This window comes from Aeromonas sp. R2-1 (genome assembly GCF_040908425.1).
Lineage (GTDB): Bacteria > Pseudomonadota > Gammaproteobacteria > Enterobacterales > Aeromonadaceae > Aeromonas > Aeromonas caviae.
Genome location: NZ_JBFODR010000053.1, coordinates 223,674 through 246,030 on the forward strand (window position 1 = coordinate 223,674; position 22,357 = coordinate 246,030).

Here is a 22,357-nt window from a genome sequence, read left to right on the forward strand (position 1 = left end):
CCATAAAAAAAGGAGAGGCAAGCCTCTCCTTTTTGATGTTCGCAGCGGCAGCCGCCATGCACTCAGTGCAGCTTCATGCTCGGGCGCAGCACCCGGTTGATGCGGCCCACCAGCATGATGAGGCCGGTCTTGATGTAGCCGTGCAGGGCGACCTGGTGCATCCGATACAGGCTGATGTAGACGATGCGCGCGATGTAGCCTTCTACCATCATGGAGCCCCGCATCAGGTTGCCCATCAGGCTGCCCACGGTGGAGAAGCGGCTCAAGGAGACCAGGGAGCCGTGATCGTGGTAACGGTAGGGCTTCATCTCGCCGCCATTCATCTTGGCCAGGATGTTCTTGAACGCCTGGGTCGCCATCTGGTGGGCGGACTGGGCGCGGGGCGGCACGAACTTGCCGTCCGGCTGCGGGCAAGCGGCGCAGTCGCCGATGACGAAGATGTTCTCGTCCCGGGTAGTCTGCAGGGTCTCGTGGACCACCAGCTGGTTGATGCGGTTGGTTTCCAGGCCCGCGATCTCCTTCATGAAGTCCGGCGCCTTGATGCCCGCGGCCCACACCATGAGGTCTGCTTCAATCAGCTCCCCATCCTTGGTGTGCAGACCATCGCTGGTCGCTTCGGTGATCATGGTGGCGGTGCGCACGTCCACGCCCAGCTTCACCAGCTCCTGATGGGCGGAGCCGCTGATGCGCTCCGGCAGGGCCGGCAGGATGCGGGGGCCCGCTTCCACCAGGGTCACCTTGAGACTGTCGGTGGTGAGGTTCTTGAAGCCGTAGGCGTAGAGCTGCTCCACCGCGTTGTAGAGCTCGGCAGAGAGTTCGACGCCGGTGGCGCCGCCGCCAACGATGGCGATCTTCACCTTGTCACCGGGCTGGTATTCGGTGGCGAACTGCAGGAAGCGGTTCATCATGCTGTTGTAGAAGCGGTGCGCCTGGGAGGGGCTGTCCAGGAAGATGCAGTGATCCTTGATGCCCTTGGTGTTGAAGTCGTTGGAGACGGAGCCGATGGCCATCACCAGGATGTCGTAAGCCACTTCCCGCTCGTTGACCACCAGGGCGCCGCTCTCGTCGTGGATGGGGGCCAGCACGATGCGTTTCTCGTCGCGCTTGATGTCGGTCAGGCTGCCGAGCTGGAATTCGAAGCCGTGGTTCTTGGCGTGGGACTGGTAGCTCAGGGCGTCGATGCCCGCATCCATGGAGCCGGTGGCCACTTCGTGCAGCAGGGGTTTCCACAGGTGGGTGCGATTGCGATCCACCAGGGTGATCCTGGCCTTGTTCTTCTTGCCCAGCTTGCGGCCCAGGCTGGTCGCAAGCTCGAGACCACCGGCGCCACCGCCTACAACGACAATATTCATCATGATGATTTTCCTTGGTTCCTCAAAACGAAAGGGAGCCATTGGCTCCCTAAAACGAAATCGGTTGACGTGATGGCTCAGGCTTCTTTGAAGGCCTTCATCCGTTGCAGATGGTGCGAGATGTTCTTGAACTTATGGGTCTCGCGCTCATCCCATACGATGTCGTAATAGTTCTTCAATTCACGTTCAGTGTCCCGATTATCGCGGATTTCATCCTGAACGGAAAGGATGCACAGGCAGTTTCCTGAATTTTTATTACGAAATTCGGTTACACACTTGGTGCCGATGTCCTCGTACTCCTCCGGCCGGTCGATCTTGCCCTGCATGTTCTCTTCCGGGTGCAGATTGGGGTTGAAGACCACCTGCTTGATGCCGCACAGAAACCCGATCCGCTCGCTCCAGTAGCCACCCAGGCCCACGCCGCAGATGAGAGGTTTGGGATCGGTGCTCATGTCGAGCTGCTTCTTCACTTCCTTGAGCAGGTGGCTCATGTCGTGGCGGGGGTGAACCGTGCTGTAGTGCACGAAACGCACATCATCATCGATAAACTGCAACTGCAGCACTTTTTCATGATTGCCGGGGCTGGTGGCATCAAAGCCATGCAGATAGATGATCATGGACAAGACCTCAAAAACTGTGTCGGTTCTATCGAAACTACCCCAGCGACAGGGCCTTGCGCCACCAAAACATCCCACTTTCTTGCTTTGGATCACGCCCCTTCGGGCCACCAAACCGCGCGTCGGGGCCGCTGTGGCAGCGCCATGCCCCGGCGGGACATGGCGCAAACCGGGTCTGGCGAGGTTACCCGCCGCACTGGGCGAAGCGCGCCACCGCCGCTTCCACCAGGGCCAGGCTCCCCTGCCAGAAGGCGGGCTCGCGAATGTCCTGCCCCAAATGCCGTTCGACCAGTTCTTCGGCGCTCATGCGACCTGTGTCTCGCAGCAGGGCGCGGTAGGCCTTCGCCACCCCCGCCTCCCCTGCGGCCTGGCGGCTCATCAGCTGCTGATAGACCCCGAGGCTGAACAGATAGCCAAAGAGGTAGGGGTAGTTGTAAAAACCGAAGCCCGCGATGGAGAAGTGCGCCTTGGCGGCCCAGAACAGGGGGTGATAACGGTCGAGGCTCTGCTCGTACCAGCGCCCCCAGGCCTCGTCGGTGAGCCCCTTGAGCCGGGCCGACGACACATAGCCCTGCTCGCGCTCGGCCACCAGGGCCCGCTCGAAGTCGAAGCGGGCCGGGATGTTGACCAGGAAGGTGGCGGCGCCATCGGCATCCGCCCAGGCAATGGCCAGACGCTCCTCGGCGCTTCGGGCCTGCTCGTAGAGGGCGCTGCGCACCAGGGTCTCGGCGAAGATGGAGGCGGTCTCCGCGAGGGTCATGGGGTAGCTGCGCTGGCTCATGGGCAAGTCGCGGATGAGCCAGTTGTGCCAGGCGTGACCGAGCTCGTGGGCCAGCGTGATGACGTTGTCCATGGTGCCCGCATAGGTGATGAAGACCCGCGGCTCCACCGGCTCGGCAAACTTGGTGCAATAGGCCCCGGTGCGCCGGTTGGGGGTGGAGGCGGCATCAATCCAGCCGCGCTCGGCCATCATGCGGGCAAAGTCCCCCATCTCGGGGTCAAAGCGCGCGAAGGCCTGGGCGATGATGTCGACCGCCTCCTCGAAGGGGATCTCCCGGCGGCTGGCGGCAGGGGGCGGCGCAAAGAGATCCTCCGGCCCCAGCACCTCGAGGCCGAGGTGACCGGCCATCAGCCCCAGGGCCCGCTGGCCCAGATGGCGGGCCTGCCAGGTCTCCGCCATCAGGGTATCCAGGGTCGCCCGCTCGATGTGGCTCTGGTGGCAGGAAACGTCCAGGGCATCGAGGCGCCGGTGTTTGCCGCGCTGGCGCGAGAGCTCCAGGCGCCAGCCGTTGAGGGCGTTGAGGATGGCTGCCACCGTCTCCTGCTCCCCTTCCCAGCCCGCGCTGATGGCATCGAAGGCCTCTTTGCGCAGGGCCCGATCCGGGCTGGAGAGCAGGTTGCTCGCCTCCGCCAGCCCCATCTCGCGACCCGCGATCACCAGCCTTATCTTGCCCACCAGATCGTTGTAGAGGTTGCCCCAGGCGTGCAGGCCGTCGGTGCCAAGGCCGATGACCAGCTGCTCCGCCTCCACCGGCAGCCGCTGATCCTGCAGGCGGCGCTCGTGGCGCAGCCGGTACCCCTCCTCCCCGAGCAGGGGGTCGGCCATCAGTTGCTCAAACTCGGGCGCAGGCAGCCCCAGCATCAGATCTTCGATGGGGGCAAGCGTCTTGAACAGGTCCGCATTGAGGGCACGGGCCCGGGAGGCAACCTGCTTGGCGAGGGGATCCCGGGCGTCCTGGCTCCCCTTGCATGCGGCCAGCACGGCGATGTTCCAGCCGATGTCGCGAATGCGCCGGGCCCGCAGGCGTACCTCCCTGAGGAAGTCCTGCAAGGCGCCTGGGGTGCGCGGAACCTGGGCCAGTCCCTCGATAAAACCGCTCAGCTCGGCCAGGCTGGCGCGGGCCAGGCTCATGTCCGCCTCGAGGACACAGCTGTCGAGGGAGGGGTAGATGTGATCATTTTGCCACTGCTGTGGATAGACTCGTTGTTGCATCGAACGCTCATCGTCAGGGACGGGCCTGGCCCGTCGTGAAATCCAGGTGGCCAGAGCCACCACCTTCGCGGGCAGGCATCACACCAGCCGCTCGAGGCGCACCACCGCCTCTTCCACATAGCGCAGGCTCTCCTGCCAGAACCCGGGTTCGCGGATGTCGACCCCCAGGTGCTTCTCCACCAGCGCCTCGGCGCTCATGCGGCCGGTATCTCGCAGCAGGGCGCGATAGGCGGGCACAAACTCGCCCCCGGCCCGCGCATGCTGGGCATAGAGCCCCAGGCTGAAGAGATAGCCAAACAGATAGGGGTAGTTGTAGAACCCGGACTCGGCGATGGAGAAGTGACCCTTGCTGGCCCAGAACAGCTCGTCATACTGGCTGAGGGCGTCACCATAGCACTGCTGCTGCGCCGATTTCATCATCTCCCGCATCTGGCTCGCCCCCACGTAACCCGCCTCCCGCGCCGTCACCAGGGCGCGCTCGAAAGCAAAGCGGGCGGGGATGTCGAGCAGCAGGCTCGCGGCCCGCTCCCCGTCCAGCCAGGCGATGGCCCGGCGCTGCTCCACCTTGTCGGTGGCGGCCAGCAGGGCATCGCGCACCAGGATCTCGGCAAAGAGGGAGGCGGTCTCCGCCAGCGTCTTGGGGTAGCCCCGCTGCTCGAAGGGAAGATCCCGCAGCAACCAGCTGTGCCAGGCGTGACCGAGCTCATGGGCCAGGGTGATGACGTTGTCCATTGTCCCCTCGAAGGTGAGGAAGACCCTTGGCTCGGGCGGATCGGCATACTCGGTGCAATAGGCGCCGCTTCGCCTGTGCTCGCTCGGGGCGGCATCGATCCACCCCTTGTCGGCCATCATGCGGACAAACGCCCCCATCTCGGGATCGAAGGCGGCAAAAGCCTCCATCACCAGATTCAGCGCCTGCTCGAAGCCGAACTTGCCGTGCACGGCCTGGGGCGCCGGGGCAAAGAGATCCCAGGGGGCGAAGTCGGTGATCTGCTGGGCACAGGCCATGGCCCGCAAGGCGCGGCGCCCGAGCTCCCTGTGCTCCCCGGCCGCCGCCATCAGGGTCTCCAGGGTCGCGCCCGTGATGTGCTCCTGATGGCAGGTGACCTCGAGGGCATCCAGCCTGCGCCCCTTGCCGCGCTGGCGGCCGAGCTCGTTGCGCCAGCCGTTGATGGCGTTGAGAATGGCGGCCACCGTCTCCTGCTCCGCCTCCCAGGCGCTCTGGATGGCGTGCCAGGCACTGGCGCGCCGTGCCCTGTCCGGGTGGGCGAGCAGGTTGTCCGCCTGGGCAAGCCCCATGGGCACCCCCTCCACCACCGGCAGCAGCCGCCCCACCAGGTTGTCGTAGAGATCCCCCCACCCCTGCAGGCCGTCCACCGCCAACCCCTCGATGAGCTGCTCGCTCTCGAGCGAAAGCCACTGATCCTGCAGCGCTCTGTCGTGATGGATCTGGTAGGCCAGCTCGAAGAGTTCGGGATCTTGCAGCAGGGTGCGCACCAGTGACTCGGGGGCGCGAACCCAGAACAGGTCCACCGGCTTGCTGCGCTGGGCCAAGGTCGCCTCCAGCTGCTGGCCCCGGGAGAGCAGTACTCGGGCCTCCTCGTCGCGCCCGTTCTGGCTCAGCCGGTTGTAACCATAGACCTGGCTGTTCCAGGCCAGGGTCTTCACCCCGTTGGCCTCGCGGCGGATGGCCCGCAGCAGGTGGCGCAGGGCATTGGCATCCGCAACGGGATGGGCGGGATCCGGCAGGTCCGACAGGAGGGCGTCAAGCCGGGTAAGGGCGCGGGCAGCCTCCTGGAAGGCGGCCTCGATGGCAGGATCGTCGGGGGCGGCATAGATGTGATCATCTCGCCAAACGGGTGGTTTCATGGTTGTCCTTGTCTGTTTGCGTCCATATCGGGTCACCCCGCCTCTGCGGGCGGGTGAAACCGGATAGTACGAAGGGGGCCAGGCACTTGCCTAGCCCCCATTCGAGGCAACCAGCAGAAGAGCGCCCCCGGGTGCGACGGCCCCTGTCGGCCCTCCCCCGACAAGCGATCTATTTGGCGGGCTGAAGCTTGCTCACCAGGGTCATGGCCACCACCACCACCAGCCCTGCCACCACGCCTGCCAGAGCGCTCAGCAGGGTGGGCGTCACCACGGCCAGTACCCCGCCGACCCCGGGCAGGGCGGCCACCGTGCCCGCCGTCCCTTCGATGAGATGATGGAGGAAGGGCCAGCCATGGACCAGAATGCCGCCGCCGACCATGAACATGGCGATGGTGCCCACTAGGGCAAGCAGGTGCATCAGACGGGGCGCCGTCACCAGCAGCCCCTGCCCCACCGCCCGGCGCACGGCGCCGCCATCGGGCTTTTGCAGCAGGTGCAGACCGATGTCGTCGAGCTTGACGATGAGCCCCACCAAGCCATAGACCCCGACGGTCATCAGCAGGGCGATGCCCGCTACCACGGCGATCTGCAGGCCCAGGCTCGACCCCTGCACGGTACCGAGGGCGATGACGATGATCTCCGCCGAGAGGATGAAATCGGTGCGAATGGCCCCCTTCACCTTCTGGCGCTCATAGGCCGCCAGATCCTCGGGCACCGGCGCCGCCTGATGCGCCTCCTCCTCGTGGGGCAGGAACTTGTGGACCAGCTTCTCCGCCCCCTCGAAACAGAGGTAGGCCCCCCCCAGCATCAGGAGCGGGGTGATGAGCCAGGGGATAAGAGCACTGATGGCGATGGCGGCAGGCACCAGAATGAGCTTGTTGCGAAACGATCCCTTGGCCACCGCCCACACCACCGGCAGCTCACGCTCGGCCCGCACCCCGGAGACCTGTTCTGCATTGAGGGCGAGATCGTCCCCCAGCACCCCGGCCGTCTTCTTCGCCGCCACCTTGGTCATCAGGGCGACATCATCGAGCACGCTGGCAATATCATCGAGCAGGGTCAACAAACTGGCTCCGGCCATATCTGGCATTCCTTCTATTGAGTGGGACACATCCGGGCTGTCCCGGTCAGGGTGATGAGGGGGTCAGGGGACCACGGGCCCATCCGGGGATCACCCTTTGGGGCAAAAGATGGCACAGTGTAACGGGAAGCCGCCACGGCGGCAGCCCCCCATGGCAGATCCCCTGCTCCGTTTTCACCTCACGGCCACCGGCCCAAGGAGTTCCCATGCAACCCTGGCAACCTCTGCTCGACTTCTGGTTTGGCGATGACGCAGACGACGCCCCCCGTGCCGCCCGTCAGGCCCCCCTCTGGTGGGGCAAGAGCAGCGAGACCGATGCCCTGCTGGCCTCACGCTTCGGCGAACTGGCGGCCCGTGCCGCAGCGGGCGAGCTCGCCCATTGGGAGGACGATCCCGCAGGGCGCCTGGCCCTCATCCTGCTGCTGGACCAGCTGCCGCGAAACCTTCACCGCCACACCCCCGCCGCCTTCGCCCAGGACGACAAGGCCAGGGCACTGTGCCTCAAGGGGCTCACCCTCGGGGTCGACAAGGGGCTCTCGCCGCTGGCCCGGGTCTTCTTCTATCTGCCCCTCGAGCACGCGGAGTCCAGAGAGCAGCAGGCCAGAAGCGTCGCCCTGTTCGAGGCCCTGGCCGACGAGCAGGTCACAGGCCCGGCCCGTGCCACCTTCGAAGGCTTTGCCGACTTTGCCCGGCGCCACCAGGTGATCGTCGATCGCTTTGGCCGCTTCCCCCACCGCAACGCCATCCTGGGCAGGGCGAGCACGGAGGAAGAGGCCGCCTTCCTGCAACAGCCCGGTTCGGGGTTCTGACATAAAAAAATCCCCGCCATGGGCATGGCGGGGAGAGAACAACCGATCTGCACCTCACTGGATGCGATAGCGGGAGATCTGCTGGTGGATATTCTCCGTGGTCACGTTCAGCTCCTCTGCGGCGGCGGAGGTCTCCTCCGCCGTGCTGCTGGTCTGCTGCACCACCTGGGCTATCTGCTCGACCTGGAGGGCGATGGATTCCGCCGCCGAGGTCTGCTCGCGGATGGCCAGGGTGATCTCGCCGACCTGATCCATGACGCGATGGGAGGCCTGGCGGATCTGGGTGATGATGGCCCCGCTTTCCGTCGCCATGGCCACCCCTTGCGCCACCTTCTCCTCCACCAGGACCATTCTGGCCACCGTGGCCTCGGACCCTTGCTGGATAGCCTCCACCGTCCTTGAGATCTCCTGGGTCGACTGGGCCGTCCGCTCCGCCAGCTTGCGCACCTCGTCGGCGACCACCGCAAAGCCGCGTCCCTGCTCACCGGCCCGCGCCGCCTCGATGGCGGCGTTGAGCGCCAGCAGGTTGGTCTGCCCCGCCACATCGTTGATGACGTTCACCACCCCACCGATGCGGGAGATCCCCTCCCCCAGCGCCGTCACATCGCGGGAGGCCTGACGAATGGCGTCGGCGATGTCGTTGATGGCGAGCACAGTGCGCTCTATGGTGGCCCCGCCGTCACTGGCGAGCTTGCCGGATTCATTGGTGATGCGACTGGTCTCCTGGGTGCGCTGGGAGATGTCCGTGATGCTCACGCTCATCTCCTCCACCCCGGCGGCGATAAGGCTGGTAGCGTCATTGGCCTGACTCGCCGACTCCGCCATGTGCTGGGCAGCCTGGGAGAGGGACTCTGCCGTGCTCTTGATCTGCAGGCTGCCCACCGAGAACTCGGTGAAGGTCTGCTGCAAGGTGTCCAGCAGGCGGTTGACCGCCGTCAGCGTCTGGCCGATCTCGTCCTGCTGGCTCACATTGGCCCGCAGGGTGAAGTTCAGGTCGCGCTGGATCTCGGACAGGGTCGCCATGGCCAGACGGAGGGGATTGGCGACCTGCCTGAACAGCCAGAGAAAGAGCACCAGCGTGAGGGCTCCCGTGCCCACCGAGATGAACAACAGGGCCTGCATGCTGCTATCGGCATTCTGCTCGCCTCGCAGCTTGACGGCGTCACCTTGCTGGATGTTGAAGTGGACGTGCTTGTCGATGGCCTGGGAAAGCTGCTCAAACAAGGGGGCAAGCTCCGTGTCGATCGCCTCTCTGGCCTCCACATTCTTGTTCTCGCGGGACAGGCGCAGGACGTCTTCAGAGGCCTTGCCGTACTGGGCAACCAGGCGCCGATCATCGGCGACGAGCTGCCTGTCCTCCTCATTGGAGATCATCCCGCTTTCATACTGGCTCAGCAGGGCGTCCATCTTGGTGTGAAGGGATGCAATGCTCTGCTCTATCTGACTCATCTTGCCGTCGTCGGTGTTGAGCACGTGCGCCTGGATCAATGAATGCAGGGCGTAGAAGTCTGTTTGTATCTCCTTGATCGTGGAAATGCTGGGGACTGTGTTGTCTGTTACATAGCTGAGATCCGCATTGGCGGAGGAGAGTCTGCTGATACTGAACCAGCTGAGGCACCCCAGGGCCAGCATGACCAGCAGGGCAATGAGTTGAAGCCGACGAGCGATATTCATGAGTGCTTACTCCATCCATAGACTCCCTGCCAGTGTAGCCGATGCGGGCCCCGAAAATAGCGCCTAAAACATGCATTTCATTACACTTTTCAACTTCTGCTCGGCCGCGTCACACCCGCCGCCCCAACCCGGCCTTCGGGACCGCCGCCCCCCTCTGGCAGAATGGAAAAAGGAAGGCATTCGCCTTCCTTTTTTGCCCGGGGCGGCCGCACTGGCCGCCCATGTGCCCCGTGACGGGGCGCTCGCCGGTCACGCCGCCTCGGCCAGCTCCTCCTCTTTTTTCTGGTAGGCCTGGGGGGAGAGCCCCAGCAGCTCCTGCACGGTGGAGGCCACCGTGATGGAGGAGAGCGTCCCCACCAGGATGCCCGCGAACAGGGTGAAGGAGAAGCCGTAGAGGGCGTCGCCGCCGAACAGGAGCAGGGCCCCCACGGTGAAGAGGGTGGTGCCCGAGGTGATCATGGTGCGGCTGAAGGTGGCCTTGATGGCCACGTCCGAGCACTCGTGGATCCCCATGCGGGTACGCGACCCCAGCAAGTCCCGCAGCCGGTCCGAGATGACGATGCTGTCGTTGAGGGAGTAGCCTATCACCGCCATCAGGCCCGCGATGACGTTGAGGTCGAACTCGATGTCAAAGAGCGCGAGCAGCCCGATGGCCACCAGACCGTCGTGCAGCACCGACACCAGGATGCCGATGGCCTGGCGCCACTCGAAGCGCACCGCCAGGTAGGCGGAGATGGCGAGCGAGGCCACCAGCACCGCCAGCATCCCCTGCTGGAACAGCTCCGCGCCCACCTGGGGCCCAACGATGGTGGTGCGCAAGAGCTCCACCGGCAGGGCGAGTTGCTGCCCCAGCATGGTCGCCAGATCCTCCGCCGCCCAGGGCAGCGCGTGGGGGGGCAGCTTGATGAGCCACTCGCCGGGTACACCGGCGCCGTGCAGCTCCACCACCCCCGCCAGGGGCGCCGTCAGCAGAGCGTTGAGCTCATGGGCCTCCTTCAGGGTCTGGATGCGAAACTCCAGCAGGATCCCGCCGGTGAAATCGAGCCCGAGGGCGAGCCCTTTTGTCGCAAGGACGGCCACGCAGGCCAGGGTCAGCAGCACGGAGGCCCACAGCCCGATATAGCGCCAGCGGGTCAGCCCCATGGCCAGGATCATTCTCAGCATTGTTCTTCCCTCGACGTCAGGTGGTACAGGCTTCCCGGCAGGAAGCGGTCGGTGCGCAGGTCATGCAGACTCACGGGCGCGGCGTCATGGTGATGAAGTCGGTTCATGGTCATACCCTCAGCAGCTTGGCGCGGCTGTTGCCCCACAGGGGGTTGATGATGGCGCGGGTGCCCCAGATGCCGGTCACCATGCTGGAGATGAGCCCCAGGATCAGGGTGATGGAGAAGCCTTGCAGCGGCCCGGAGCCGATGGCATAGAGCACCACGGCGCAGATGAGGGTGGTGATGTTGGCATCGAAGATGGTGCGAAACGCCGAGCGATAGCCAAAGTCGATGGCGTTGGCAAGGCTACCCCCCTCCCGCAGCCGATCCTTGATCCGCTCAAAAATCAGCACATGGGTGTCCACCGCCATGCCCACGGTGAGCACCAGACCGGCGATCCCCGGCAGGGTCAGCACGGCGCCAGGCAATACCGCCAGCATGCCCACCTGCATCAGCAGGTTGGCGACCAGCGCCGTGATGGCGACCCAGCCGAACTTGCGATACCAGGCCATCATGAACAGCATCATGCCCGCCATGCCGAACGCCAGGGCGGTGAAGCCCGCCTCGATGTTCTGCAGACCCAGGGTCGGGCCTATGCTGCGCTCCTCTAGGATCTTCAGCGGCGCGGTGAGGGCCCCGGCCCGCAGCAGCATGGCAAGCTCCTGGGCCTCGGGCAGGCTGCCAATCCCGGTGATGCGGAACTGGTTGCCAAGGGCGGTCTGGATGGTGGCGACGTTGATCACCTCGCTTCGGGCGCGCAGCTTGCCTTCGGCGTTGGTCTTGTACTCGGTGAAGACGGTGGCCATGGGCTTGCCCACGTGCTGGCGGCTGAACTGGTTCATCTTGCTCCCCCCCAGGGTGTCGAGCACGATGTTGACCTGGGGCTGCCCCATCTCCCCCATGTTGGCGCGGGCATCGACGATGTGCTCGCCGCTCAGCACCGGCTGGCGGGCCAGCCCCACTGCCTGGCCGCTGCGATCCGCCATGAAGAAGCGGCTGTCGGCCTTGGCTTCATAGAAGGCCAGGGACGCGGTGGCGCCGATCACCTCTTTCGCCTGCTTGGGGTTGTGCACCCCCGGCAGCTCGATGCGGATGCCGTCCTGCCCCTGACGTACCACCGAGGCCTCGACGATGCCGAGCTCGTTGATCCGCTTTTTCAGGATCGACAGGTTCTGGGTCACGGCGTTGTTCACCAGCAGGGTGCGCTCGGCGTCGCTCAGCACCAGGGTCAGTGCGTTGCCGGAACGGCTCAGTGTCCACTGATCCTGGCGGGTACCGGCACTCTCCTTGATGATGGAGAGCCAGGCCTCCTGCCCCGCCACGTCGGGCAGGGTGACGGCCACGCTCCCCTGGGCGGTGCGCATCACGCTGGCCCCCCGCAGGTTGGCCTCGCGAAAACGGGTGCGCAGGGTATCCACCAGGTTCTTGGTCTGGTTGTCGATGACGAAATCCACGTCCACCCCGATCAGCAGCTGGGAGCCACCGCGCAGGTCCAGCCCGAGCTTGATGGGATCGGCGCCGAGCCGGCTGATCCAGGCCGGGGCGTTGGAGTAGAACTCCAGGGTCAGGGCGGCGCTGTCCAGCCCCTGCTGCTCCAGCAACTGCTTGGCCAGTTGCTGCTCCCCCTGGCTGGCGAACACCAGCGCCATCCGGCCACCCTGGGCGATCTGCTTGAGGGGGTCGATGTGGTTCTCGGCCAGCAGGGTGCGCTGCGCGTCGCTCAGGCGCGACTGGCCGTGCAGACCGAGGGAGGGCTGCTCACCGAAGAAGGTGGGCAGGGAATAGAACGCGAACGTGACCAGCATCAGCAGCAACAGGGCGTACTGCCACAGGCTCATGCGGTTCAACACGGTATGACTCTTTTTTCTCATGAAATCGGCCTCTGTCAGGCGATGGCAAGGGGCGACACCGGGGTCGCGCCGTGCAAAAAAAATGAAACAAGACAGCCTAGCCGTTCACTAAAAGTGAACAGCAACAGAGAGAAGATGAGGCAACAGGTGGCAAGCTGACCCCATCGGGGTCAGGCGAGGAAGCTCTGGGCGAAGCGGTACTGCAGATGCCGGCGCTGCAGGCGGCGCCTGTGAATGCCGGCGAAGTGATCGCGAAAGCTCGTCCCCGGGTAGAAGAGGGCGGCATAGAACAGCAGGCCGCACAGCAGCAGCAGGATCGCCTGCTGGGACCAGCTCATCACCAGCTCGTAGACCACGCTGCCGGGCTGATGATCGCGGCTCAGGGAGTGCTCGAGGCGCAGCAGGTGATTCTGGTGGGAGCCGACGAACTTGACGATGCCATCGTCACTGCCGCTGACGCCGTGGGCCGCCGGGCTTGCGTCGGCAGGTGCCGCCCCCTCCACCAGCGAGTGGGCCTGCTGGGCCGAGGGCTGGAACGCGGGTACCTTGACCCCCTCCACCGAGAGGGTAGAGAACAACAGTGCGAGGGTGATGAGCAGGGTCATCGCCGCCAGTTTCACGTTGTCGGTCAGGTTCAAAAGTTAATTCCCACACAATAGAAAGGGCAAGCTACCACAGCCTGCCCCACAAGAACAAGGGCGGCAGGCCCCGGGCCCGCCGCCCTTGTGTTGTCTCATCGCGTCCTCAGCGGCTGCGGGTCATGCCCTCGAAGTCCTCGGCATAGTCCTTGAGCAGGGTGTAGAGGTGGGCCCGCTGGGAGAGATCCATGGAGTGGCTGAGATCGCTCAGCCACTGGATGGTGCGCTGGCGGGACTGGTCCGTGTAGCCGGTGAAGCGGCCATCCATCAGGCCGTCCCCCTGCTGGAGCAAGCGGGTCAGCTCCTGGCCGAAATCCGGGCTCTGGCGCTGTTTCATCAGCCGATCCAGCTCCTTGGTCCAGGCCTCCTGAAAGTCGAGCCAGGGGGCCATCATCTCGTATTGCCACTCGGCCCACTGCGTGATGAGGGGCTCCTGGGCCGGTTTCACCTTGCCAATCCAGAACACCAGGCGCTCGTTCATCTTCTCCCGAAAGCCCTTGATCATCTCGGCCTTCGACTGGGTGGCAAAATCGTGCTGGCGCTCCTGCTGGCGCTTCACCCTATCGGCCATGAAGCGAGCCACCTGCTCGTCAGTCAGGGTGCTGGCGAGGCGCACCGTGCGGGGAATGGCATTCTCCAGAGTACGGGTCAGGCTCGCCTGGGTTCTGTCCAGATGCAGGGTCACCTGGGCCGGGCTCATGGGGCTGGCCACCGCCTTGGCCAGGGCGTCGAGATCCCGGGCATAGATGGGCAGCTCATGCTGCCGGTGCCAGGCCATCAGCCCCTTCACCTCCTGGTCCAGCAGCTTCTTCTGGCTGCGATCCAGGGAGAAGTAGTCGTCCAGTTGCCAGACGATGGCCGAGTCGAGCCAGTAGTAGATCACCCGGGTGGCGCAACCCGTCAGCAGCAGGCAGAGCAGCAGCAGGCTCCAGCTACGCGGTTGACGCCATGAGAATGTGGTCACCATGCATGCCTCCCATTCATTGAATACACGCGTCGCGCGGGCCGTTGCCGGGCATCACTCCAGGCGCTGGCGGTTGATGTCGATCAGGGCCTGATACTCGGGCCCGGGTTGCTGTTCGGCCATCAGCAGCGCCCACAGCAGGCCGATGTAATCGACCCAGGGCAGGAAGGCGTCGGCCTGGAATCCCCGGTGCCCCAGCCCCGTCGCTGCCCCGTCCATGGCTTCAAGATAGCAGCTCTCCAACTGGCACCGCTGCTCTTCGCTCCAGCCGTGGGTGCGCTGGATGCTGGCGACCTCGAACCCCGGATGGCCGGCGGCGCCGTACTCCCAGTCGATGACCCAGGGCCGCGACCCCAACAAGTTAGCCGGATTGAGATCGTGATGGCAAGGGAGCCAGCAGTCGTCCGGCTCCCGGCTCGCGAGCAGGGCCCGCTCCAGAGCGGGCAGCCAGGGAGGGATATGGGCCAGACGCTGCCGATAACCGCCGCTGTGGGCCCGCACCGCCATCACCACGGTCGGCACCGGCAGGCGGTGCAGCCGCACCAACACATCCGCCATCAGGCGGGGCTGCGCGGCGAGAGGCGGCGCCTGCTCGGCCCAGTTGGGTTCGTCGCACCACGCCAGCAGCATCAGGCCGGTGGCGGGATCGCCGTGATGACAGGGCAACGCCAGCCCCTGCCCCACCGCCCCCCGGTAGAGCTGCCACTCGGTGGCCCGGTCGATGCCAAGGCGCACCGGATCCGGATGACCGCGGCGCAGGAAGGCCTGCTCGCCAGTGGGGAGACAGAGCCGGTAGTTGCCGTTGGTCAGGCCCTGGCCCAGCGGCTCAAGGCGCCCCTGATCCCAGGGCGCCGGCAGGCTGGCGAGGAGCGCCAGCTCCGCCAGATCCCCCTGCCCCCGCGGGTCCTCACCAGCCAAAGGTGGACTTCTTGGCCTGTTTGCGGATCTCTTTCTGATCGGCCCACAGCAGTTCGCCGTTCTCCACATCCATCAGGTTCATGGTCATCTGGTAGTAGACGTCCTTCACCTTGCCGTTGTCCTTGACGATGCTGGCGAGGTTGCCATAGACCATGTAGCGGGCACCGGTCTGCTTGCCGAGCCGCACCATGGTGGCGGGGTCCACCATGCCGCTGCCCTGCTGGTATTCGAGCTGCTGCTTGACCGCCGCCACCTTGCTCATGTCCACGAAGCGGAACTTGCCCGAGCGCAGCAGCTTGGTGCGGATAGTGTCGGTGATGGCCTCGGTGTCGATGTGCTCCGAGGTCTTGTTGCGGATGGAGTCCATGAACATCACCGGGCGGCCCCCGGCGGTGATCTCGCTGGTGGCCGGGGACGCCAGCATGGAATCCGCCATCTTGTCGGCGATGGCCTGCAAGTCGGAGGAGCCGTAATCGACGGTCACCGTCTCGGTCTCGGTGGGATCGCCATAGCTGACGGTGGTGCTGGAGCAGCCGCCCAGCAGCAGGGCGCCGGTCAGGATCAGCAGGGCATGATTCATTTTCATCAGTAGGATTCCTCCATCACTTCGCGAACGTAAATCCGGTAACCCCGTGCAGCCGGGCTCGGCGCCAGGGCGGACAGGGTGCGGGTCTGGTAGCCATGCAGCTTGAGGGGGGTCCAGCCGCGGCCATCGCTGGCCACCTCCTGCCCCGCGTCGTCATACCAGTAGAAGAGATATTGCAGCCTGTTGTCACCACGCTGGGTGCTGGCCGCCGCCACGTTGACCTGCAACAGGCCGTTCTGCTGGCGCCGGCTGAGTTCGGTCAGGGTGACGTTGACGTTTTGATGCTGCTCGGCCACCGCCGCCTCACCGGCCGCGCCATAGAGCGCCACGCCGGAAGTATTGGTGGCACAGCCCGTCAGCAGCAGAACCAGGCCCAGGGCCAACCCTTGTGCTTTCATCTTGCTCTCCTTGCCGGTGGCCGTCGGCCCGACCGGTCATTCATCTGAGTTGCCATATCCGGTTCCCCCTAGAGGGGCATCACCCGGGTCGTGAGCCCGCTCCCAAGGCGCTGTACCCACACCAGGGTGGTGCGCCCGGCGTGGACGCTGAGTGGCAGGGTGCGCATGGCGCTGCCCGCCCCCAGGGTCAGGGTGACGTTCCCGGCCGGGACCATCCCCTGCCAGCTCGAGGCCTTGGCGGGCAGCGTCAACCAGCTGCGGGTATCCGCCCGCTCCGAGAGGGTGTTGTAGATCCCCACCAGGATGTTGCCCACATCCCCTCCTTCCTTGGCGGCGGTGCGCCGCACCTGCTCCTTGGCCACCAGCCGCAGGGCCTGCCGGGTCAGCATGCCGGGCAGCCGCTCCTGCAGATCCTTGGCCGCCAGCGCCTCCAGCCTCACCAGCTCGCTGGTCTGCGCCACCCCCTTGCCCACCGACAGGGTGAGCGGGGCGCCGTCGCTGGCCCGATTGTCGTAATAGGGAACCGCCACGGTAAAGGTACGAAAATCGCCGCTGGAGGTGGAGATGGGCAGCGGCAGGAAGAGCTCCCGGCGCGCCGGGATGAGGCCATCTTCAAACAGCACCACCAGCTGGCCCTGATCCTTAGCCAAGGGCGGCGCCTTGCGGCCCATCCGTTGCTCGGTCTCCTTGAGCTCCTCGGGAGAGCCGCGAAGCCGGGCCAGGCGCAGCAAGGCATCCTGCAGGCTCTGGTTGTCCGGCGCTATCTGATAGCCGCGCTGGTAATCGACCCAGGCATCGTTGAGATCCCCGGCCGCCTCGTAGAGCACGCCGGAGAAATAGAAGGTATAGGCGTTCTGGAAACCGTTTTTCACCTGGCCTATCAGGCGATCGAGCTCGGGGGCGCCGCGCGACATCAGCTGGCGCATCTCCCCGGCTTCGTCCTCCTGCTCCCCCTCCTGCGCGGCCTTGCGCACCTCGTCAGCCCGCCGTTTAAGGGCCTGCTCCTGCACCTGGTTGGCACGGCGCACCTCTACCAGGGCGCCGTCGGCATCCCCGCGCTGCAAGTAGTTGAGCGCCAGATAGTGGTGCAACATGGTGCGCTCGTAATCGGGCGCCTGGTAAGCCAGGGTCTGATCGTTGGTGAGCAGGCTGCCCGCCTGGGCCAGTCCCTGGCTCAGGCGGTACTCGGCCTGACTGTCTTCCCACGCAAGCCGGCTGTCGGCGGCGGCAAAGGCCTGCTTGCTGGGGCCGTCCTGACCCGCCAGCCAGGCGATGCGCCCCTTCTCCAGCTGGTCGAGCACGAAGGTGTCGTCTCCCGGGGTCGATTCGCGCACCTCGGGCAGGGCCTCGGCGGCATGGCCCAGCAGCAGCTGGTTGCGCAAGGGCACCATCTGATCCGAGTAGGAGACGAACATATCTTTCCACTGGGAAGCACAGCCCCCCAGCAGCAGACCGGCCAACAGCAGGCCGGTCGACGGGACGAGGCGCATCACAGGCTCAGCAGGGGTCCCAGGGGCTCGCCACCGACCAGGTGCAGGTGGATGTGATAGACCTCCTGCCCGCCGTGGCGGTTGCAGTTCATGATGAGGCGGTAGCCGTCCTCGGCGATGCCCGCGTCGCTGGCGAGCTTGCGGGCCACGGTGAACATCCGGCCCAGCGCCAGCTCGTGATCCGGCTCCACGTCGTTGACGGTGGGGATGAGCACGTTGGGAATGATCAGAATATGGGTCTTGGCCTTGGGCTGGATGTCGCGAAACGCGGTCACCAGATCGTCTTGATAAAGGATGTCGGCGGGGATCTCCTTGCGGATGATTTTGCTGAAAATGGTTTCTTGCGCCATGGGTAACTCCTTTATAGGAAAAAGAAAATTCAATACAAAGCTCAAGCGGCTCCCAAACAGGCCGCCGCAACGCGCCAAGTGTGACACAAGCCGACATTTGGCACAGCCGTTGTCCCAATTGCTTCAGTTATTGTGAAGAATACCGATAGCGAGGAGACGTCCCGCGAACCACAACGGCATCCCCTTCGGGGCATGCAGGGTATCAAAGGGACGGGGTACTCAGGCAAGGGACTTTTGCACAGACAGCGGGACAATAATGAAACAAACAATGTCAGACCTCTCGATCTTACAGAGAGTCTATCTGGGCTTTGCCATCCTGGTCGCCGTCATGGTCGCCAGTGCGGTACTGACCTTTCGCGGCCAGAGCGAACTCAGCGGCGCCCTGGATCAGGTGACCCAGGAGTCCATGCCGCTGGTACTCGCCAGCAGCCAGACCCAGATAAGCCTGCTCAGCGCCAACAAATGGCTCACCGACGTGCTGACCGAGCAGGATCTCAAGCAACTGCCTGCGGAAGTGGCCGAGTTGCAACAGGCCAAGGGCCAGGTCGACAAGATGGTCGCCAGCCTCAAGCAGCAGGTGGCGGTTCATCCCCAGTTGCAGGCGGACATGACTGCCCTCGTCAAGCTGGTGGATGACTACCTGCAACTGACCCAGACCCTGCCCGGCGAACACGAGGCCCTGCTCACCCGGCTGCACAAGGTCAATCAGGCCAAGGGCCAGTTCCAGGTCAGCCTGCCCCAGTTCAAGAAGAACCTGGGGGACATGATGGTCACCATCGACGACAGCTTCATCAAGATGCTCTCCGAGACCCTGACCACCAAGCTCTCCGCCATCGAGCTCTCCACCATGGATGCCCTCAACCAGAGCATCCCCGCCCCCATCGAGGCGGCGCTCAAGCGCAACAAGATGCAGATCGAGGGCTTCAACAGCACCATCAAGGATCTCCAGGGGGAGCTCAAGGACTTCGACAACAACATGGGCCACTACGTCCATGGCTTCGTGCGCGACACCACGGGCAATGACGGCGTGCTCTCCCAATACCTGGCCCTGATGAAGCAGCAGCAGGCCATGCGCGAGCAGAGCAAGCAGGCGAGCCAGCTCATCCTCAACATCCAGAACAAGCTGGAGGGGATCACCGCCCAGAGCCAGCAGCTGATGAACGCCAGCATCCAGGCCTCCGATCGGGTGCAGACCCAGAGTACCCTGACCCAGGGGATCAGCATCGCCATCGCCATCTTCGTCGCCATCCTGGTGGCCTTCACCCTGGGCAAGGCCATCCGCCGCCCCCTGAAAGAGCTGCTGCGGGTGCTGACCGAGGTGACCCAGGGCGACATGACCCAGCGGGTCGGCTTCAAGAGCCAGAACGAATTCGGCCAGCTCGCCAGCCAGATCAACCTGCTGATCCACCAGATGGGGGATGTGCTCAAGCAGCTCTCCCAGGCGTCGACCCAGCTCAACAGCGCCGCCCACGACAACCGCCACACCACCGAATCGGTGCGGGCGGATCTGGAGAAACAGCGTCAGGAGACCGCCTCGGTCGCCGCCGCCATGACCCAGATGGAGGCCTCGGTGCGGGAGGTGGCCCAGGCCGCCAACCAGACCCTGGAGCGGGTGCAGGATGTGGAGAAAGCCTCCGAGATGGGGCGCAAGGTGATGGCAGGCAACATCACCACCACCCACCAGCTCGCGGGCAAGCTGCAGCAGACCGGCAAGGTGATTGGCGACGTGAGCGCCATGAGCGGCCAGATTGGCAACATCCTCGACGTCATCCGCGGCATCGCCGAGCAGACCAACCTGCTGGCCCTCAACGCCGCCATCGAGGCGGCCCGCGCCGGCGAGCAGGGACGCGGGTTTGCGGTGGTGGCCGACGAGGTGCGCAACCTGGCCGGGCGCACCGCCCAGTCCACCAGCGAAATCCAGACCATGATCGAGAACCTGCAGCAAGGCGTCGCCCGGGCGGTCAACGTGATGCAGGAGTGCTCCCGCGAGATGGACAGCTGCGTGGATCAGAGCTCCCAGGCCAACAACGCCATGGAAGAGGTACAGGGCATCGTGGTGCTCATCAGCGACATGTCCAGCCAGATAGCCTCCGCCGCCGAGCAGCAGCAGGCCACCAGCGCCGACATCGCCACCAACCTCAACCGCATCTCCGACATCTCGGATCTCAACTATCAGGGCATAGAGCGGGTCGCCGAGACCAGCCAGCAGCTCGACTCCCTTGCCGAGCAGCAGGAGGGGCTGGTCCAGCGCTTCCGCCTCAGTGCCTGATGGCCACGACCCGATACGACAAGGCCCCGCATTGGCGGGGCCTTGTTTTTTACTGGCATGCGGCGCGGGATCAGGCGTAGGCGATGGCGCCCTTGCCGACCCCTTCATAGGCGACAATCTTGACGAACTTGTCCCCTACCTGCTTCTTCACTTCGCGGGCGATGTAGTGGGCCAGCAGCTCGATGGTGGTGTCGGTATCGATCATCTCCACCTCCGCCGCCGGCATGGCGAGCTGGAACAGCCCCTGGGGCGCCACGTACTTGAAGCCGATGTAGTGCGCGTCCCCTTCTTTCAGTGACGCCTCGGCCCGCTCGCTCAGGGCGAGTTCGCCAAGGGCCACCCTGTCCTCTTCGGTGCCCAGGTAGATGTCGGCCCAGCGCTCGGCCCAGTTGAACTCCAGCTCCTCGTCACGCTCCCCGTTCACCAGGATCTCGATGGGAGAGCGGTGGCCGTGGGCGATGCGCTGGCAGTTGCCGTCGTGCTTCTTGAGGCCGTGGCTGTAGTGGTAGAAGGCGCCCTCGATGCGCTCCTGGCGCAACGTCAGGGAGAGATCCTTGATGTTGCCGGGCAGGCGCTTGGCCAGTACCCCCAGCAGATAGCGGGTCACCGACTCTTTATCCACCTGGGTGGCCGGAATGAAGGCAAAGCCCTGGGCCGGGCAACGCAGGTGAATGGCGCGACCCGGACGCAGCAGATCCACGGTGCTCTCGTCGTTGTCCAGCGCGTGGACATGGACCAGGGGACATTCCGTCGGCACCAGCAGCTTGTGATCCACCTCTTCATCGATGATCGACTTGATGAGCTTCTTCACCCGACCGAAGTCCAGCAACATGCTCATCTCGTTGAGCTCGCCACTCATCTCGATGTCCACCAGCCAGCTCTCGCCCACCATGCCGCGGCGCTCGCATAAATAGCTGGAATCGATCACAGTCAAATCTCTAACAAATAACTTCATTACTCAGGCCTTGCTACAGAGAAAGTGCAGTTTGCGATATTATGACCCCGGATTATCGGCAAAGGAATGATTGATTTCTATCAGGATCCATTGCCAAGCCGCTTTGAATCGCCCCGGCTTCTCTAGACACTTTTGAGCCGTTCGAAATATTGCTTTTCACACTCTACTGGCGATAGCCCATTGTTGAAACTGTGCCGACGCTTGGGGTTGTAAAACATTTCAATGTAATCGAACACATCCTGCCGGGCCTCCTCCCGATCTGCATAGGTTTTACGTCGGATCCGCTCGCGTTTGAGGAGTTGGAAGAAACTCTCCGCCACCGCGTTATCATGGCAATTGCCACGTCTGCTCATGCTGGCCTTGAGCCGGTGCTCCCGCAAAAAATCCTGCCAGTCATAGCTGCTAAACTGGCTCCCTTGGTCAGAATGAACCAGCACTTCCTGCTCGGGTCGCCGTCGCCACACTGCCATCAGTAACGCGCTGATGGCCAACTCTCGGTCGATCCGTGGCCCCATTGACCAACCAATGACTTGTCGTGAAAACAAATCCAATACCGCGGCCAGATAGAGCCAGCCTTCATGGGTTCGAATATAAGTGATGTCCGTTACCCAGACCTTATTTGGCTCAGTCACATCGAACTGGCGTTCAAGATGATTCGGTGCAACCACCGTTGGCCGGCCACCATAATGACCGGGACGGCGACGATAACCGGTTTGTGAACGCAAACCTTCATGACGCATTAATCGCGCCACCCGGTGTTTCCCACAGGTCTCGCCCATCTCTCGCAGGTCATCCCGGATCTTGCGATAGCCATAGACGCCCCCGCTTTCTAGCCAACATTGCTTGATCTGGCCCAGGAGGCGTTGGTCTTCAAGTGCGCGGGCAGATAAAGGCTGGTGCTGCCAGGCGTAATAACCGCTCGGGTGGACATTCATCATCCGACACAGTCGGCGGATGGGATGTGTGGACGCGTGCACCCGGATGAAGGCGTACCTTACCCTGACAGCTTGGCAAAGTACGCGGCGGCCTTTTTTAAGATATCTCGCTCATCGGTGACGCGGCGCAGTTCAGCCTTGAGGCGCCGAATTTCGGCTTGCTGGCTGGAGTCATGCTGTTGCTGCACGGCGGGCTGGCTGTAGCGCCTGATCCAGGCGTAAAGACTGTGGCTGGAAACACCAAGTCGCTCAGCGACCTCTGCCACTGGGTAATGGCGCTCAGTCACCTGCTTGACGGCGGCCAGTTTGAATTCTTCCGTGTAACGTTGCTGCTTGCTCATAACACCTCCTGATTGACCTCAGTTTGAGGCTCTTGAGGTGTCTAGGAAAGTAGGGGCGATTCA

19 protein-coding genes are annotated in these 22,357 nt (G+C 64.2%); 2 read left to right on the forward strand and 17 right to left on the reverse strand.

The genetic code is table 11. The features are described from left to right. Positions 1-62: 62 nt before the first annotated feature. From AB5Y80_RS19430 to AB5Y80_RS19450, 5 genes are all read right to left on the reverse strand, one after another. Positions 63-1,355, reverse strand: a complete 1,293-nt coding sequence (locus AB5Y80_RS19430; RefSeq protein ID WP_039038963.1) for an NAD(P)/FAD-dependent oxidoreductase — start codon at positions 1,353-1,355, stop codon at positions 63-65. A 74-nt stretch (positions 1,356-1,429) separates the two neighbouring features. Next, positions 1,430-1,969, reverse strand: coding sequence for an alpha/beta hydrolase YcfP (gene ycfP, locus AB5Y80_RS19435; RefSeq protein ID WP_005331594.1), 540 nt, complete (start codon positions 1,967-1,969; stop codon positions 1,430-1,432). Between the two features lie 184 nt (positions 1,970-2,153). Next, the gene (locus AB5Y80_RS19440) at positions 2,154-3,962 is read right to left on the reverse strand and encodes a M3 family oligoendopeptidase (protein WP_279986475.1); all 1,809 of its coding nucleotides are present in this window, start codon (positions 3,960-3,962) and stop codon (positions 2,154-2,156) included. Positions 3,963-4,040: 78 nt separating this feature from the next. Continuing rightward, entirely contained in the window at positions 4,041-5,831 is a 1,791-nt protein-coding gene (locus AB5Y80_RS19445) for a M3 family oligoendopeptidase (RefSeq protein ID WP_368173401.1), read from the reverse strand. Positions 5,832-6,000: 169 nt separating this feature from the next. Then, the gene (locus AB5Y80_RS19450) at positions 6,001-6,912 is read right to left on the reverse strand and encodes a DUF808 domain-containing protein (protein WP_368173402.1); all 912 of its coding nucleotides are present in this window, start codon (positions 6,910-6,912) and stop codon (positions 6,001-6,003) included. 206 nt (positions 6,913-7,118) lie between these two features. Here AB5Y80_RS19450 and AB5Y80_RS19455 point away from each other — a divergent pair, with 206 nt between their 5' ends. Beyond that, complete coding sequence (locus tag AB5Y80_RS19455; RefSeq protein WP_266135988.1) at positions 7,119-7,721, forward strand: DUF924 family protein; 603 nt, start codon at positions 7,119-7,121, stop codon at positions 7,719-7,721. Between the two features lie 54 nt (positions 7,722-7,775). On the opposite strand, the gene AB5Y80_RS19460 is transcribed toward AB5Y80_RS19455, so the two are convergent. The 10 genes from AB5Y80_RS19460 to hinT form a co-directional block, all read right to left on the reverse strand. Next, the gene (locus tag AB5Y80_RS19460; RefSeq protein WP_041215411.1) at positions 7,776-9,395 is read right to left on the reverse strand and encodes a methyl-accepting chemotaxis protein; all 1,620 of its coding nucleotides are present in this window, start codon (positions 9,393-9,395) and stop codon (positions 7,776-7,778) included. Positions 9,396-9,644: 249 nt separating this feature from the next. Continuing rightward, positions 9,645-10,559 (reverse strand): protein translocase subunit SecF, encoded by a 915-nt coding sequence (secF, locus tag AB5Y80_RS19465; protein WP_029314368.1) that lies wholly within the window; start codon positions 10,557-10,559, stop codon positions 9,645-9,647. A gap of 109 nt (positions 10,560-10,668) precedes the next feature. Further along, positions 10,669-12,471, reverse strand: a complete 1,803-nt coding sequence (secD, locus tag AB5Y80_RS19470) for a protein translocase subunit SecD (protein WP_029314367.1) — start codon at positions 12,469-12,471, stop codon at positions 10,669-10,671. Positions 12,472-12,620: 149 nt separating this feature from the next. Then, on the reverse strand, positions 12,621-13,088 hold the full coding sequence (locus AB5Y80_RS19475) for a hypothetical protein (protein WP_368173403.1): 468 nt from the start codon (positions 13,086-13,088) through the stop codon (positions 12,621-12,623). A 106-nt stretch (positions 13,089-13,194) separates the two neighbouring features. Next, positions 13,195-14,055 carry a DUF6279 family lipoprotein gene (locus AB5Y80_RS19480; protein ID WP_368173404.1) on the reverse strand — a complete coding sequence of 287 codons (861 nt, stop codon included), beginning with the start codon at positions 14,053-14,055 and terminating at the stop codon, positions 13,195-13,197. A gap of 51 nt (positions 14,056-14,106) precedes the next feature. Continuing rightward, positions 14,107-14,970 (reverse strand): phosphotransferase, encoded by an 864-nt coding sequence (locus AB5Y80_RS19485; protein WP_368173405.1) that lies wholly within the window; start codon positions 14,968-14,970, stop codon positions 14,107-14,109. Continuing rightward, a complete protein-coding gene (gene lpoB, locus AB5Y80_RS19490) occupies positions 14,960-15,556 on the reverse strand; it encodes a penicillin-binding protein activator LpoB (RefSeq protein ID WP_010674346.1) in 597 nt (198 codons plus the stop codon). Before lpoB ends, AB5Y80_RS19485 begins: the two co-directional genes overlap by 11 nt. Further along, positions 15,556-15,954 carry a YcfL family protein gene (locus tag AB5Y80_RS19495; protein ID WP_322146473.1) on the reverse strand — a complete coding sequence of 133 codons (399 nt, stop codon included), beginning with the start codon at positions 15,952-15,954 and terminating at the stop codon, positions 15,556-15,558. The genes lpoB and AB5Y80_RS19495 overlap by 1 nt, the downstream gene beginning before the upstream one ends. 68 nt (positions 15,955-16,022) lie before the next feature. Continuing rightward, positions 16,023-17,444 (reverse strand): COG3014 family protein, encoded by a 1,422-nt coding sequence (locus AB5Y80_RS19500; protein ID WP_368173406.1) that lies wholly within the window; start codon positions 17,442-17,444, stop codon positions 16,023-16,025. Continuing rightward, positions 17,444-17,794 carry a purine nucleoside phosphoramidase gene (gene hinT, locus AB5Y80_RS19505; protein ID WP_010674343.1) on the reverse strand — a complete coding sequence of 117 codons (351 nt, stop codon included), beginning with the start codon at positions 17,792-17,794 and terminating at the stop codon, positions 17,444-17,446. The genes AB5Y80_RS19500 and hinT overlap by 1 nt, the downstream gene beginning before the upstream one ends. A 256-nt stretch (positions 17,795-18,050) precedes the next feature. Here hinT and AB5Y80_RS19510 point away from each other — a divergent pair, with 256 nt between their 5' ends. Beyond that, a complete protein-coding gene (locus AB5Y80_RS19510) occupies positions 18,051-20,063 on the forward strand; it encodes a methyl-accepting chemotaxis protein (RefSeq protein WP_039038974.1) in 2,013 nt (670 codons plus the stop codon). A gap of 70 nt (positions 20,064-20,133) precedes the next feature. Here AB5Y80_RS19510 and AB5Y80_RS19515 read toward each other — a convergent pair whose 3' ends face one another. Next, a complete protein-coding gene (locus AB5Y80_RS19515) occupies positions 20,134-21,018 on the reverse strand; it encodes a 6-pyruvoyl tetrahydropterin synthase family protein (RefSeq protein ID WP_368173407.1) in 885 nt (294 codons plus the stop codon). A 122-nt stretch (positions 21,019-21,140) separates the two neighbouring features. Continuing rightward, a protein-coding gene (locus AB5Y80_RS19520; RefSeq protein WP_139739419.1) for an IS3-like element ISAeca4 family transposase occupies positions 21,141-22,294 on the reverse strand; the annotation gives its coding sequence in 2 pieces (ribosomal slippage) (positions 21,141-22,057 and positions 22,057-22,294; 1,155 coding nt in all). Positions 22,295-22,357 lie beyond the last annotated feature (63 nt).

Bases quoted from the DNA above. Each gene is read 5' to 3' on its own strand.
- secF (WP_029314368.1), bottom strand. From the start codon at position 10,559: ATGCTGAGAATGATCCTGGCCATGGGGCTGACCCGCTGGCGCTATATC.
- ycfP (WP_005331594.1), bottom strand. From the start codon at position 1,969: ATGATCATCTATCTGCATGGCTTTGATGCCACCAGCCCCGGCAATCAT.
- AB5Y80_RS19430 (WP_039038963.1), bottom strand. From the start codon at position 1,355: ATGATGAATATTGTCGTTGTAGGCGGTGGCGCCGGTGGTCTCGAGCTT.
- secD (WP_029314367.1), bottom strand. From the start codon at position 12,471: ATGAGAAAAAAGAGTCATACCGTGTTGAACCGCATGAGCCTGTGGCAG.
- hinT (WP_010674343.1), bottom strand. From the start codon at position 17,794: ATGGCGCAAGAAACCATTTTCAGCAAAATCATCCGCAAGGAGATCCCC.
- lpoB (WP_010674346.1), bottom strand. From the start codon at position 15,556: ATGAAAATGAATCATGCCCTGCTGATCCTGACCGGCGCCCTGCTGCTG.
- AB5Y80_RS19510 (WP_039038974.1), top strand. From the start codon at position 18,051: ATGAAACAAACAATGTCAGACCTCTCGATCTTACAGAGAGTCTATCTG.
- AB5Y80_RS19450 (WP_368173402.1), bottom strand. From the start codon at position 6,912: ATGGCCGGAGCCAGTTTGTTGACCCTGCTCGATGATATTGCCAGCGTG.
- AB5Y80_RS19500 (WP_368173406.1), bottom strand. From the start codon at position 17,444: ATGCGCCTCGTCCCGTCGACCGGCCTGCTGTTGGCCGGTCTGCTGCTG.
- AB5Y80_RS19455 (WP_266135988.1), top strand. From the start codon at position 7,119: ATGCAACCCTGGCAACCTCTGCTCGACTTCTGGTTTGGCGATGACGCA.
- AB5Y80_RS19440 (WP_279986475.1), bottom strand. From the start codon at position 3,962: ATGCAACAACGAGTCTATCCACAGCAGTGGCAAAATGATCACATCTAC.
- AB5Y80_RS19495 (WP_322146473.1), bottom strand. From the start codon at position 15,954: ATGAAAGCACAAGGGTTGGCCCTGGGCCTGGTTCTGCTGCTGACGGGC.
- AB5Y80_RS19480 (WP_368173404.1), bottom strand. From the start codon at position 14,055: ATGGTGACCACATTCTCATGGCGTCAACCGCGTAGCTGGAGCCTGCTG.
- AB5Y80_RS19515 (WP_368173407.1), bottom strand. From the start codon at position 21,018: ATGAAGTTATTTGTTAGAGATTTGACTGTGATCGATTCCAGCTATTTA.
- AB5Y80_RS19445 (WP_368173401.1), bottom strand. From the start codon at position 5,831: ATGAAACCACCCGTTTGGCGAGATGATCACATCTATGCCGCCCCCGAC.
- AB5Y80_RS19460 (WP_041215411.1), bottom strand. From the start codon at position 9,395: ATGAATATCGCTCGTCGGCTTCAACTCATTGCCCTGCTGGTCATGCTG.